Origin of the sequence: Pelagerythrobacter aerophilus (assembly GCF_003581645.1) — a bacterium.
Lineage (GTDB): Bacteria > Pseudomonadota > Alphaproteobacteria > Sphingomonadales > Sphingomonadaceae > Pelagerythrobacter > Pelagerythrobacter aerophilus.
This window is the reverse complement of record NZ_QXFK01000019.1, coordinates 737,739-750,116: the sequence shown is the minus strand read 5'-3', so window position 1 is coordinate 750,116 and position 12,378 is coordinate 737,739. Positions and strand designations below refer to the sequence as shown.

General features: G+C 64.9%; 12 protein-coding genes. 6 read left to right on the top strand and 6 right to left on the bottom strand.

All coding sequences use genetic code 11. From position 1 onward, the window contains the following. Positions 1 to 8: 8 nt before the first annotated feature. From D2V04_RS17420 to D2V04_RS18375, 5 genes are all read right to left on the bottom strand, one after another. A complete protein-coding gene (locus D2V04_RS17420; RefSeq protein ID WP_119511633.1) occupies positions 9 to 1,679 on the bottom strand; it encodes a long-chain-fatty-acid--CoA ligase in 1,671 nt (556 codons plus the stop codon). Positions 1,680 to 1,839: 160 nt separating this feature from the next. Continuing rightward, positions 1,840 to 2,550, bottom strand: coding sequence for a DUF1013 domain-containing protein (locus D2V04_RS17415; RefSeq protein WP_119511634.1), 711 nt, complete (start codon positions 2,548 to 2,550; stop codon positions 1,840 to 1,842). Between the two features lie 115 nt (positions 2,551 to 2,665). Next, a complete protein-coding gene (locus tag D2V04_RS17410; protein WP_407672027.1) occupies positions 2,666 to 3,742 on the bottom strand; it encodes a glycosyltransferase family 4 protein in 1,077 nt (358 codons plus the stop codon). Continuing rightward, positions 3,739 to 4,647, bottom strand: coding sequence for a UDP-2,3-diacylglucosamine diphosphatase (locus D2V04_RS17405; RefSeq protein WP_119511635.1), 909 nt, complete (start codon positions 4,645 to 4,647; stop codon positions 3,739 to 3,741). Before D2V04_RS17405 ends, D2V04_RS17410 begins: the two co-directional genes overlap by 4 nt. A 331-nt stretch (positions 4,648 to 4,978) precedes the next feature. Beyond that, complete coding sequence (locus D2V04_RS18375) at positions 4,979 to 5,320, bottom strand: helix-turn-helix transcriptional regulator (protein ID WP_119511636.1); 342 nt, start codon at positions 5,318 to 5,320, stop codon at positions 4,979 to 4,981. Positions 5,321 to 5,652: 332 nt separating this feature from the next. Between D2V04_RS18375 and D2V04_RS17395 the strand changes: the two genes are divergently transcribed. From D2V04_RS17395 to D2V04_RS17380, 4 genes are all read left to right on the top strand, one after another. Further along, positions 5,653 to 6,573 (top strand): HEPN domain-containing protein, encoded by a 921-nt coding sequence (locus D2V04_RS17395; RefSeq protein WP_119511637.1) that lies wholly within the window; start codon positions 5,653 to 5,655, stop codon positions 6,571 to 6,573. 125 nt (positions 6,574 to 6,698) lie between these two features. Next, a complete protein-coding gene (locus D2V04_RS17390) occupies positions 6,699 to 7,070 on the top strand; it encodes a hypothetical protein (RefSeq protein WP_147391749.1) in 372 nt (123 codons plus the stop codon). A 334-nt stretch (positions 7,071 to 7,404) separates the two neighbouring features. After that, positions 7,405 to 7,926 carry a hypothetical protein gene (locus tag D2V04_RS17385; RefSeq protein ID WP_228766195.1) on the top strand — a complete coding sequence of 174 codons (522 nt, stop codon included), beginning with the start codon at positions 7,405 to 7,407 and terminating at the stop codon, positions 7,924 to 7,926. Next, a complete protein-coding gene (locus D2V04_RS17380; protein ID WP_119511639.1) occupies positions 7,923 to 8,429 on the top strand; it encodes an RNA polymerase sigma factor in 507 nt (168 codons plus the stop codon). The genes D2V04_RS17385 and D2V04_RS17380 overlap by 4 nt, the downstream gene beginning before the upstream one ends. A 122-nt stretch (positions 8,430 to 8,551) precedes the next feature. On the opposite strand, the gene D2V04_RS17375 is transcribed toward D2V04_RS17380, so the two are convergent. After that, a complete protein-coding gene (locus D2V04_RS17375; RefSeq protein WP_119511640.1) occupies positions 8,552 to 9,562 on the bottom strand; it encodes an NAD(P)H-quinone oxidoreductase in 1,011 nt (336 codons plus the stop codon). Positions 9,563 to 9,655: 93 nt separating this feature from the next. Here D2V04_RS17375 and D2V04_RS17370 point away from each other — a divergent pair, with 93 nt between their 5' ends. Beyond that, positions 9,656 to 9,859 (top strand): DUF1192 domain-containing protein, encoded by a 204-nt coding sequence (locus D2V04_RS17370; RefSeq protein WP_119511641.1) that lies wholly within the window; start codon positions 9,656 to 9,658, stop codon positions 9,857 to 9,859. Positions 9,860 to 9,969: 110 nt separating this feature from the next. After that, complete coding sequence (gene clpA / locus D2V04_RS17365) at positions 9,970 to 12,333, top strand: ATP-dependent Clp protease ATP-binding subunit ClpA (RefSeq protein WP_119511642.1); 2,364 nt, start codon at positions 9,970 to 9,972, stop codon at positions 12,331 to 12,333. Positions 12,334 to 12,378 lie beyond the last annotated feature (45 nt).

Sequence of the window (12,378 nt, the reverse complement as noted above, 5' to 3'; positions counted from 1 at the left end):
AAGCGCCGCTACGCGTCCACCAGCACCTCGGCGCGCAAGGCCTTGCGGTCGAGCTTGCCGATCATCGTCTTGGGCAGTTCCTCGCGGATGACGACGCCGGAGACGCGCTCGTGCTTCCCCACGCGGGCATTGAGCCAGGTCTGGAGCTCGGCCGCGGTCGCTTCGGCGCCCTCGGCCAGGGTCACGTAAGCCTGCGGCATCTCTCCGCGATAGGCGTCGGGCACCCCGATCACGAGCGCTTCCTTGACCGCCGCATGCTCGAGCAGCACGGCTTCGACCTGGCTTGGGAAGACCTTGAACCCGCCGACGGCGATCATGTCCTTGATCCGGTCGACGATGGTGATGAAGCCGTCCTCGTCGATCTCGGCAACGTCGCCGGTGCGCAGCCAGCGCGTGCCGCCCAGATCGGCAAAGGCGTTCGTCGCGGCATCGGGGCGGTTCCAGTAGCCCTGCATGATCTGCGGCCCGGCGATGACCAGCTCCCCGGGTTCCCCGTCCGGTGCGGGCCTGGTGGGATCTTCCTTGTCGAGCAGCATCACGCGGGTCTGCGGGATGACCTGCCCGATCGTGCCCGGCTTGCGCAGCCCGGTGTAGGGATTGGTCGAGACCACGCCCGCGCTCTCGGTCAGTCCGTAGCCTTCCACCAGCCGCGCGCCGCTCGCCGCCTCGAATTTTTCGCGCACCGGCGCAGGCAGCGGCGCCCCGCCCGAGATAGACACCTTGAGCGAGGAGAAATCGGTCCGGCCGATCCGCGGATGGTCGAGCAGCGCCTGGAACATCGTCGGCACGCCGGGAAAGGCGGTGACGCGGGTGCGCTCGATCGTCTGCAGCACCTGCTTCGCATCGAACCGCGGTACCATGGCGATGCAAGCGCCTTTCGCGACCGTGCGGTTGAGCACGCAGGTGTTGGCGAAGACGTGGAACAGCGGCAGCGCGCCCATGATCACGTCCGGCTCGTCGCGGTCGAACGGATCGATCGCGTCGACCTGCATCGCATTGACCGCCAGATTAGCATGGGTGAGCATGGCGCCCTTGGGCCGGCCCGTCGTGCCGCCGGTGTACTGCAGCAGCGCCAAATCGGCGGGCGAGAGCGCGACGGGCGCAGGCTCGCCCTTGGGCAGCATGCCGCTCCACTCGCGGACATCCGTCCGCGCCGGGATGGCCGCGATGCTCTTGCGGCCCAGCAGCTTGAGCGCGATCCGCTTCAGCGGCGTCAGCATCGCCCCCAGGCGGCCGACGACCAGCGTTTCGAGCGGAGAGCGATCGAGCACTTCCAGCGCCGTCGGCAGCAGGCTTGCGGCGTCGATCGTGACGAGGATTCGGGCGCCCGAATCCTCGACCTGCTGGTTGAGCTCTTCGACGGTGTAGAGCGGCGAGAAGTTCACCACCACCGCCCCAGCCATCATCGCGCCGTAATAGGCGGAGACGTAAATGGGCACGTTGGGCAGGAACAGCCCTACCCGGTCGCCACGGGCAATGCCCAATTCCTGCAGGCCAGCCGCAAAGCGCCGCGCTTCCCCATAAAGCGCCCGGTAGGAATAGATCCGCCCGAGGAAGTCGACCAGCGGTGCATCGGGCCGCCGCTCTGCCGCGCGCGCGAAGAGATCGGGGAGCGTTACCGGCTCGAACGGCGTGTCCCACGGGGCGGCATGCTGATAAGGCGCCTTACTGACATCCATGTCAACATGGATGCGCGAGACCGTGCGCGAGGGCAAGGACTTTCTGACACCGGTCCAGCCGGCAGGGACGGTGCGGACACACGCACGCCGTCATCCCGGCGAAAGCCGGGATCGCGAGAGGAGAGGAAGAGCGCTCCCCGCGTCAGCGAGGCCGGCGGCTTCAGAGCTGTTCGTCGCCCTCGTTCTCCGCGGCGCGGCGGGCTTCGAGCCAGGCAGCGGCTTCGGCTTCCTGGGCGGCTTCGGCAGCGGCCTTCTCGTTCGCCTCGCGCTCGGCACGCAGTTCGGCGATCAGCTTCTCGCGATCCGTGCCCGAGTCGGCCGCTGGTACTGGCGCTTCACCGTCGGCGCCGGCCTTCTTCGCCGCCTTGGCAACAACCGCGTCGAGCTCGCGCTGCGAGCACAGGCCGAGCGTCACCGGATCCTTCGCCTGGATGTTCTGGATGTTCCAGTGGCTGCGCTCGCGAATCGCCGCGATCGTGTTGCGCGTGGTGCCGATCAGCTTGGAAATCTGCGCATCCGAAATCTCCGGATGGTTGCGCAGGATCCAGGCGATACCGTCGGGCTTGTCCTGCCGCTTGGACACCGGGGTGTAGCGCGGGCCCTTGGTCCGCGTCACTTCGACCGGCGCGCGCTGCATCTTGAGCGCATAGCTCGGATCGGCCTGACCGCGCTCGATTTCCTCCTGCGTCAGCTCGCCCGAGTGGATCGGATCACGCCCGGTGTACTTGCTGCCCGCGAGGTCGTCGGCCATCGCCTGGACTTCGAGGATATGCAGGCCGCAGAAGTCGGCGATCTGCGTGAAGCTGAGCGAAGTGTTGTCGACGAGCCAGGTGGCGGTCGCATGCGGCATCAGCGGGGTGGGTTGCGCCATGATCGAAACTGTCCTGAAAATATAAGGGCCGCCCCTCGCGGAGCGGCCGTTGCACAGGCGATTTAGGCGATGCGTCATGCAAGGGCAAGCTTTTCGGCCTCCCCCATCGGGAAGCTCAAGCGGCGAGCGGCTCCGCGTCGAGGGCCGCGAGCCCGGCGAGGAACTGATCGGTCGCCGCATCCCACGAATAGCGTGCGCCCAGCTCGGCACAGTCTGCGCGGTCGCTGAACACGGCGCCGGCAATCGCCCGGTCGAGATCTTCGGACAGCGCACCGACTCGATCGGTCACGATGTCGCGCGGCCCCGGCACGGGAAACGCAGCGACCGGCGTCCCGCAAGCGAGCGCCTCGATCATGACCAGTCCGAAGGTATCGGTCCGGCTGGGAAAGACGAAGACATCGGCATGGGCGTAGCATCCCGCCAATGCACGGCCGCTGCGGCGCCCGAGGAAATGGGCATCGGGAAACTTTGCACTGAGCTCGGCGAAGGCGGGGCCATCACCAACGACGACCTTGCTGCCCGGATAGCTGCCGCCCAGAAACGCCTCGAGATTCTTCTCCACCGCGACGCGGCCGACATAGAGCTGGATCGGTCGCGGGAGGTCGTCGAACTCGGGCGGTGCCGGCGCGTCCCGATTGAAGCAGGTCAGATCGACCCCGCGACTCCAGGGATGGAGGCGGCGCAGGCCGTGCGCGCGCAGTTCCTCGCGAATGCTCTCTGTCGCGACCAGCACTTGGCGCGAAGGCGCGTGAAACCAGCGAATGTAGCGCCAGAACAGCGCGGGCGAGAGGCCGGTGCGCCGGGCGACGTATTCGGGAAACTGCGTGTGGTAGGCGGTCGTGAAGGGAATACCGCGCACCGTACAGAACCGCCGTGCGGCGAGGCCCAGCGGCCCTTCGGTGGCGACGTGGATCGCGTCGGGCGCCAGGGCCGTAAGGCGCCGCCCGATCGCGCCGGGCAGCGGCATCGCCAGGCGAATGTCGGGATACGTCGGGCATGGCAGCGAGCGGAAGCCTTCGGGCGAGATTACCTCCACCTCGTGCCCGCGCCTGCGGAGGACATCGCATGTTGCCGCGAGGGTGCGGACCACGCCGTTCATCTGCGGCGCCCAGGCGTCGGTGACGATGGCGATCCGATGCGGATAGGGCCGCACGGCGTCCGCTTCGGGCACGACTACCTCCATCCGGCTCATGCAGCCGCCTTGCGCGTAGGTGAGGCCGCGACGTCATATTGCGCGCGCCGCGCCATTTCCTCGGGCCAGTGGAGCAGCTCCATGCGCCCGTCGAAATGCTCGACCAGCGCGGTGCAGCCTTCCACCCAGTCGCCGTCGTTGTAGTATTCAATGCCGTCGAAGGCGCGGATTTCGGCAGTATGGATATGGCCGCACACGACGCCGTCCACACCCCGCTCGGCCGCGGCACGGGCGACAATCTCCTCATAGCGGCTGATGAACTCGACCGCGTTCTTGACCTTGTGCTTGGCCACTTTCGACAGCGACCAGTACGGCAGTCCGAACGCCTTGCGCACGAGGTTGACCCATCGGTTGAGCCCCATGAGCAGGTGGTAGAGGACATCGCCCACCACCGCGAGCCAGCGGTGCGCAAGCATGATCGCATCGAACTCGTCGCCGTGGAGCACCATCAGCCGGCGCCCGTCGGCCGTATCGTGAAAGGCCGCGCGCCGGATCTCGACCCCGCCGAAGTTCATGCCCGAGAACGGGCGGAGCATCTCGTCGTGATTGCCGGGGATGTAGACGATCCGCGTCCCGCGCTTGGCGCGCTTGAGAATGCGCCAGACCACATCGTTGTGCTCCGCCGGCCAGTAGACCTTCTTCTTCAGCCGCCAGCCGTCAATGATGTCGCCGACGAGGTACATGGTCTCGCTGTCGGTGCTGTCGAGAAAGTCGATCAGCATCGCGGCGTTGCAGCCCTTGGTACCGAGATGGATGTCGCTGATCCAGATTGTGCGGAACTTTCGCCGCTTGCCGTCGACCGGCTCCGGAATCGCGCTCCTTACCGGCGGCAGGCTCGCTATCGTCGCCAGTTCGGCCAGTCCGCCCCGAAGCCCATTGATCCGTTCTTCGCCCACCGCCCGCACTCCGCTAGCGAATGCATTTCACGTCAGGCACATGACAGGCAATTGTTACAGGCGATTCACGGTTTGATGACCGTTCGTGGTCAACGTGACAATGTAACGACAGATGATCACGGTGTTTCAGGACATCAAGTACGTGCGATTACACCCTTGGAGCACTGGGTCGGGCGCTAACTTTACCAGGCGACGCGCCTCGCCTGCTGGCAAGGGGATCGTGGGAGCCTTTCTGCCGCACGGCCGACGGAGCAAGGAAGCGCGTCCGGAAAAAACGATCCATTCGGACACCTCCCGAGCGCTAAGGTCGGCCGTGCAGCCACTTGACTGCCCTCGGGCATCAGATCGGGTGTGCTGGCCCATCGTTATGAGTCCCGACTTGCAGCGCGATGGGCAGGACTACCGGGAGCAGAAGGATTGCCGCCCCCGGCATAACCGCATCTACGCCAATCTCCTCCTCTTCGTCCCAACTCGGCTCTGGGTCGGGCTCTTCGGAGCGATACCCCATGGGGTCAGCGAACCAGCGATCAAGATCGGCTAGGTACCATCCGGCACTGCGCGCACCGATTTTTACTTGGGACGGGAACGTCCCCTCGGCGATCTTGCGATAGAGCGTCGAGCGCGAGAGTCCGGTGCGATCCAGGACTTCTCTGAGGCGAAGTATCTTGTCAGGCGACGACATATGAGTTTCCTTTCTCAGCAAGCGTGACGACCCGCACGCAGCTTCGGTCCCACGGTAAGTTCTCTCAAGAGGATGCGACGGCGCTCGGCAGCGGGCTGCGGCGAACTGCGCCGGAAAGTAACCGAGGTGCGTTAGAATGGCGGAGTCTCACTACCGCTCGCCGACAAGCGAGGGGCTTCCGGTTGCCAAGTGCCCGCGTCTCTTGATGCCAACTGGCGCTTTTCGAGACTCGTGATTCGCGCCGCGCGAATTTCTGGCCATTAGCTTACACAGAGAGGCATGTTTCGGCCGCGCTTGCCATTGATCGGATATTGCTCGAAGATTCATCGGACATGCGCACCGATCTCGATCATCTTCCCGCAAACAAGCAGCGCGAGCTTGAGCGCATCGTCGAGATCATTTTCGACGAGTTCGGTGCCGCGACCGAGAACGCGACCGGCCCGCGCAAGGGCGCGCGCATTCTCAAGATCATACTGTTCGGCAGCCATGCACGCGGCGACTGGGTCGATGCGCCGATGTCGGCCAACCAGTACAAGAGCGATTACGACATCCTGGTCATCGTCAGCCAGAAGGAGATGACCGACCGCGCGGCGTACTGGGCGAAGGCCGAGGAACGGCTGATCCGGGCCTATACGATCGAGAAGACGCTGCGCACGCCGGTCAACTTCATCGTGCATTGCCTGCATGAGGTGAACGATGGCCTCGCACACGGCCGCGTGTTCTTCATGGAGGTCGCAAAGGATGGCATCGCGCTCTACGAAGCCGACGACCGCGAACTCGCCACGCCCAAGCCAAAGACGCCGGAGCAGGCGCTGGAAGCGGCACGGGAGTATTTCGACGAGTACCTGCCTTCTGCACTTCAATTTCTGATACAAGGAAAGGAAGCTAGCGAACGGGGTTGGCAGAAGAAGGCGGCCTTCGAACTACATCAAGCCACCGAACGCCTCTACCAAGGGCTCCTTCTCACCCTGACCTTCTACACGCCCTACAACCACAACATCGCCTTCCTGCGCTCACTCGCGGAAGGTCTCGATCGGCGGCTCCACGGCATTTGGCTGGAGGAAAGCCGCCGCGAGCGCGCGATGTTCCAGAAGCTGAAGGAAGCCTACACCAAGGCTCGCTACTCCAAGCACTACAAGATCAGCGAGGAAGAGCTGACCTGGCTCGGCGAGCGGGTCGAGGAACTCGGCCGCGTGGTCCACGAGGTCTGCTCCGAACGGATCGCCGCCCTGGAAGCCGCAGCGCGCAAGTAGTGCCGGTGGCACAGCCGCAGTCTCGCAGCTTGCCGGGATTCAGGGGGCTGGCGTCAGCAATCGTTCATTGAGGTTGGCAGAGCTTTCCGCACGGGGTCGGATATCCCTTCACGATGGAGGATGGTATGAAAGCGATCGTAGTTACGGCGGCACTTTTGATCGTGCCATTCGCTGCCCAAGCCCAGATTGCCCCTCGAACACCGCCGGATAGCGGGCGCTTGTCCGGAATAGCCGATCCTTCAACAAACCCGGCGATCGGGCGCGAGCTTCGTGAGACACGCGAACGCATCGATCGGGGACGGGAAAGCGGGGACTTGTCCAAACGCGAGGCACGCGCACTACGCCGCGAAAACAGACAGATCGGTGTGCTTGCAGATCGCTATGGTCGCGACGGCATTTCCGATGCCGAGTATCGTGAGCTGGAAATGCGCGCGCGCGTTTTGCAAAGCCAGGTTGAGGCGCAGCGCATTCGGCCGACCACCGACGATCCCGACTAATCCGCCTTAGACTTTCTGCCGGTCTGGTGCTGAAGTTCTTCGGGCTTGTTCTGCCAGTGTCGGCGCCACTGGATCAACGTACGAGCGCCCTGACCTAAGCGTAACCGTATCGAAACCGCCGTGCGCGAATAGCGCGGCCCGGACCAGCAAGCACCGGCCAGCTTGCCGGGATTCACCGATTCTGGCATAATCCTCACCACGAGATGGAACACTGGCGGCCATCTCGAGGATAGTCCTTGCCAGGCATCAAGTAGGTCCGGCCGCTACGGTCGGACGGTTGCTGTAAGGCCGCACCGCGGCACACAGCGGACACCGCTTGCACATCCGCGCATCCATGCGCGGACCGCCTGTGTGCGAGCTTTCCATGCTTATTCCCACTCCAAGCGACGTCTACGCGCGCGAGGTCGTGATGGCGCGCGTTGCCCATCTCGTCCGCCGCAAGCAGCAGGAGATCGAGCGGATCACCCGCATCCTGCGCGCCTGCTTCGAGCCGGCGCAGGTGCAGGCGCCTGAGCCAGGCGAGATCCAGCAGATCATCCTGATCGGCCCCTATGCGCGGCGATCCTGGTTTGAAGACCAGCAAACAATCCACTTCTCCGACTACGAGCTGTGGATCGTCGTCAACCATCCGCTGCTTACCGACGAGCGCTGCTGGCAGCGCGCGCAGACCATCATCGAGCGCGAGCTGGGCAACCGCTGTGCAGTCGGCCTCGCAATCTACTCTGAAGCCGACATCCGCATCGCCGAGGCCGAGCGCGACACCTTCGTTCTCGACCGGATCGAAGCCGGGATCACCCTCTACCACGCTTCGCGTGATGCTCCGCTCAACGTGCGCGAGCGGAGGGCACGGCCATGACCGCGCCCAACTCCAGCGCCGCGTTCGACGCATTCTATCGTGCCGAGCATAAGCGGATGCTTCGCTACTTCCGAAAGAGAGCTGGCCCAGATGCTGCGCCCGATCTGGCGCAGGAGGCTTTCACGCGGGTGCTTCGCAGCGGCGCATTCGAGCGGGTTGAATTTCCTGGGGCCTATCTGACCCGAACTGCGCGCAATCTCTTGATCGAGCGGACGCGCCGCAAGATGCGGCGACCGGCAATAATCCATCCGTTCGATGAGGAACGCGATGCCTCAGTCCGGCCCGAACAGGCATGGCGGATCGAGGCCGCGGATGTACGGCGTGCCTATTGGCGAGCACTACGCGCCATGCCGCGCAGGACCCGGCACATATTCCTGCTCCATCGGTTGCGACATCTAACCTACAAGCAAATCGCGCAGCACCTCGGCGTCAGCAACAAGACGGTGAAATATCACATGGAGCGTGCCTTGGCGCGGTGCCGTCAGGCGCTAGCACCCAGCTAACGGCAGCGATCGATCTCCGTCCGAACGTCCACACCGTATAGAGCGGCTTCCGCCAGTCAGGTGGTCGCGCACCTGCTCATGAGTGAGCGGCGACGCCGACCGCCCCTGATCTGCGACAAGCTTCAGCCGTCAACAACTTCCAGCACGATCTTGCCGATGTGGTCGCCTGCTTCCATCCGGGCGTGGGCGGCGGCGGCTTCGGCGAGAGGAAAGGCGCGGTCCATCACGGGGCGCAGCTTGCCCTCCTCGAACAGCGGCCAGGCGTTCTTCTCGATCTCGCCCGCGAGCAGCGTTTTGAACACGTCCGACCGCGGGCGCAGCGTCGAGCCGGTGAGCGTGAGGCGGCGGCTCATAACCACGGCCATGTTCAGTTCAGCCTTGGGACCGCCGAGCACTGCGATGGTCACGTGCCGGCCGTCTTCCGCCAGGCATTTGAGATTGCGCGGCACGTAGTCGCCCGACACCATGTCGAGCACCAGTTCGACGCCCTTGCCGCCGGTGAAGGCTTTCACTTCCTCGACGAAGTCCTGCTCGCGGTAGTTGATCGCGAGGTCCGCTCCCAACTCCCGCGCGGCGGTACACTTGGCCTCGTCGCCGCAGGTCACGATCACGGTCAGCCCGAATGCCTTGCCGAGCATCGTCGCCATCGTGCCGATCCCGCTGGTGCCGCCGTGGACGAGCAGCGTCTCCCCCTCGCGCGCCCAGCCCCGCTCGAACACGTTGTGCCAGACGGTGAACAGCGTCTCCGGGATCGCCGCGGCTTCGGCCAGCGGCATGCTCTCCGGCACCGGCAGGCAATGGCCGATATGCGCGAGGCAATACTCGGCATAGCCCCCGCCCGAAACGAGCGCGCAGACCGTGTCGCCGATGTAGTCTTCCGGCACGCCCGGGCCGACTGCGGCGATCGTGCCGGAAATCTCGAGGCCCGGTATCGGCGAGGCGCCGGGCGGGGGCGGATAGTGGCCCTGGCGCTGGATCACGTCGGGCCGGTTGACCCCGGCATAGGCGACGCGAATCAGCACCTCGCCCTCTCCCGGCTCCGGCACCGGGACCGTCTCCGGCCGCAGCACCTCGGGCCCACCGGGCGCGTCGTATCCGATCGCGGTCATCTCGCGTGGCAGGTGCGCCGTCATTCGCCTTCCCCCCTGTGGCAGTGCCATCACGCATGCGCACCTAACGCGCTGCCCCATTGACAGCAAGCGCGCCGCCTTGCGACACTGCAGGCGATGGATGAGGACGATCGTCCGCGCCCTCGGGGTGACGCCGCGAGCAAGCTCGCCGCCGAAGACCTTTCGCCCTATTCCCAGGACGAGCTGGCCGAACGAATCGCCTTGCTCGAAACCGAGATCGCGCGGGTCGAGAAGCACCGGCTCAGTGCCGCGGCGCATCGTCATGCGGCCGACGCACTGTTCCGAAAGCAGGGTTCGTGAGCCACGCGGTTCTCAATCTAGGGCACCGCACCCATATAGGCCTGGTTAACAACACCCGGTTACATTCCCACCGTAGGGAAATCCCGCTTTTCGCCACGAAAGTCCGTTAGATGCCTAGTTTCGCCCAGAACCTCGAGAAGACCCTCCACGCCGCGCTCGCCAGCGCGAGCGAGCGGCGGCACGAATACGCCACGCTCGAGCACTTGCTGCTCGCGCTGGTCGAGGACGAGGACGCGGCACAAGTGATGAACGCGTGCGGCGTCGACCTCGACGAACTGGGCGAGGCGGTGCGCCAGTATCTCGATCAGGAATACCAGTCGCTCAAGACCGAGGATGACGGCGATCCCCAGCCGACCGCCGGCTTCCAGCGGGTCATCCAGCGCGCGATCCTGCACGTGCAGTCGAGCGGTAAGGACACCGTGACCGGCGCCAACGTGCTCGTCGCCCTGTTCTCCGAACGCGACAGCTACGCGGTCTACTTCCTGCAGCAGCAGGACATGAGCCGGCTCGATGCGGTAAGCTTCATCAGCCACGGCATCGGCAAGGGCGGCAAGCAGCTCGAAAGCCGCGCGCCGCAAGGCGCCGACGAGACCGGCAAGGCGGAAGAGAAGGCCGACAACAAGAAGGAAACGGCGCTCGATCAGTTCACCGTCAACCTCAACGCCAAGGCAGAGGCGGGCAAGGTCGATCCCCTGATCGGCCGCGGGCCCGAGGTCGACCGGACGATCCAGATCCTCTGCCGTCGGAGCAAGAACAACCCGCTCTACGTGGGCGATCCGGGCGTCGGCAAGACGGCGATCGCCGAAGGCCTCGCGCGCAAGATCGTCGAAGGCGAAGTGCCCGAAGTGCTCAAGGACGCGGTGATCTATTCGCTCGACATGGGCGCGCTGCTGGCCGGCACGCGTTATCGCGGCGACTTCGAGGAACGGCTGAAGCAGGTCGTGAGCGAGCTTGAAGGCATGCCCGACGCGGTTCTGTTCATCGACGAGATCCACACCGTGATCGGCGCCGGCGCGACCAGCGGCGGGGCGATGGACGCCTCGAATCTCCTGAAGCCCGCGCTGTCGAGCGGTGCGATCCGCTGCATTGGTTCGACCACCTACAAGGAATTCCGCAATCACTTCGAGAAGGACCGCGCACTGCTGCGCCGGTTCCAGAAGATCGACGTCAACGAACCGACGATCGAGGATACGGTAAAGATCCTGCGCGGCCTCAGGACCGCGTTCGAGGATCATCACAACGTCAAGTACACGCCCGACGCGCTCAAGACTGCGGTCGAGCTTTCGGCGCGGTACATCAACGACCGCAAGCTGCCCGACAAGGCGATCGACGTGATCGACGAGGTCGGCGCGATGCAGATGCTCGTGCCGCCGAGCCGCCGGAAGAAGAAGATCACCGCGCGCGAGATCGAGGCGGTGATCGCGACGATGGCGCGCATCCCGCCCAAGACCGTGTCGAGCGACGACAAGAAGGCGCTCGAGAACCTCGAACGCGATCTGAAGCATGTCGTTTTCGGGCAGGATCAGGCGATCCAGCGCCTTTCGACCGCGATGAAGCTCAGCCGCGCAGGGCTGCGCGACCCGGACAAGCCGATCGGCAGCTTCCTGTTCACGGGCCCGACCGGCGTCGGCAAGACCGAGGTCGCGCGCCAGCTCGCCAGCATCATGGGCATCGAGCTCAAGCGCTTCGACATGTCCGAATACATGGAGCGCCATTCGGTCAGCCGCCTGATCGGCGCCCCTCCGGGCTATGTCGGCTACGATCAGGGCGGCCTGCTGACCGATGCGGTCGACCAGAACCCGCACTGCGTGCTGCTGCTGGACGAGATCGAGAAGGCGCACCCCGACCTGTTCAACATCCTGCTGCAGGTGATGGATAATGGCCGCCTGACCGACCACCACGGCAAGACGGTCGACTTCCGTAACGTCGTCCTGATCATGACGACCAACGCCGGTGCGGCGGACATGGCAAGCCAGGGGATCGGCTTCGGCAACGTCAGCAAGGAAGATGCAGGCGAAGAAGCGGTGAAGCGCATGTTCACGCCGGAATTCCGCAACCGCCTCGATGCGATCGTGCCCTTTGCCTACCTCGGCAAGGCGACCGTCGCACGCGTGGTCGACAAGTTCATCCTGCAGCTCGAGCTCCAGCTCGCCGAGCAGAATGTGCACATCCAGTTCGACAAGGATGCGCGCGGCTGGCTGGCCGACAAGGGCTACGACAGACTCTACGGCGCCCGGCCGATGGGCCGCCTGATCCAGGAAAGGATCAAGCAGCCGCTGGCCGAGGAACTGCTGTTCGGCAAGCTCGCCGACGGCGGCGAGGTCCATGTGAGCGTGAAGGACGGCAAGCCCGCCTTCGAACTCACGCCTGCTCCGCCCAAGGCCAAGCCGAAGCGCAAGGCGAAGAAGGCGGCCGCGAAAAAAGCCGAGCCCGAAGCCGACGCCAGCGAAGGCGTGGACAGCGGCGAAGAGTAGCCCTGCCGAGTAGCGAAGACTCTTCGCCGCTCGCTGATTCCCGCG

What these genes read in the sequence shown, in the direction of transcription:
- clpA (WP_119511642.1), top strand. Translation starts at nt 9,970, where the DNA reads ATGCCTAGTTTCGCCCAGAACCTCGAGAAGACCCTCCACGCCGCGCTC.
- D2V04_RS17395 (WP_119511637.1), top strand. Translation starts at nt 5,653, where the DNA reads ATGCGCACCGATCTCGATCATCTTCCCGCAAACAAGCAGCGCGAGCTT.
- D2V04_RS17390 (WP_147391749.1), top strand. Translation starts at nt 6,699, where the DNA reads ATGAAAGCGATCGTAGTTACGGCGGCACTTTTGATCGTGCCATTCGCT.
- D2V04_RS17380 (WP_119511639.1), top strand. Translation starts at nt 7,923, where the DNA reads ATGACCGCGCCCAACTCCAGCGCCGCGTTCGACGCATTCTATCGTGCC.
- D2V04_RS17410 (WP_407672027.1), bottom strand. Translation starts at nt 3,742, where the DNA reads ATGAGCCGGATGGAGGTAGTCGTGCCCGAAGCGGACGCCGTGCGGCCC.
- D2V04_RS17415 (WP_119511634.1), bottom strand. Translation starts at nt 2,550, where the DNA reads ATGGCGCAACCCACCCCGCTGATGCCGCATGCGACCGCCACCTGGCTC.
- D2V04_RS17375 (WP_119511640.1), bottom strand. Translation starts at nt 9,562, where the DNA reads ATGACGGCGCACCTGCCACGCGAGATGACCGCGATCGGATACGACGCG.
- D2V04_RS17370 (WP_119511641.1), top strand. Translation starts at nt 9,656, where the DNA reads ATGGATGAGGACGATCGTCCGCGCCCTCGGGGTGACGCCGCGAGCAAG.
- D2V04_RS17385 (WP_228766195.1), top strand. Translation starts at nt 7,405, where the DNA reads ATGCGCGGACCGCCTGTGTGCGAGCTTTCCATGCTTATTCCCACTCCA.
- D2V04_RS18375 (WP_119511636.1), bottom strand. Translation starts at nt 5,320, where the DNA reads ATGTCGTCGCCTGACAAGATACTTCGCCTCAGAGAAGTCCTGGATCGC.
- D2V04_RS17420 (WP_119511633.1), bottom strand. Translation starts at nt 1,679, where the DNA reads ATGGATGTCAGTAAGGCGCCTTATCAGCATGCCGCCCCGTGGGACACG.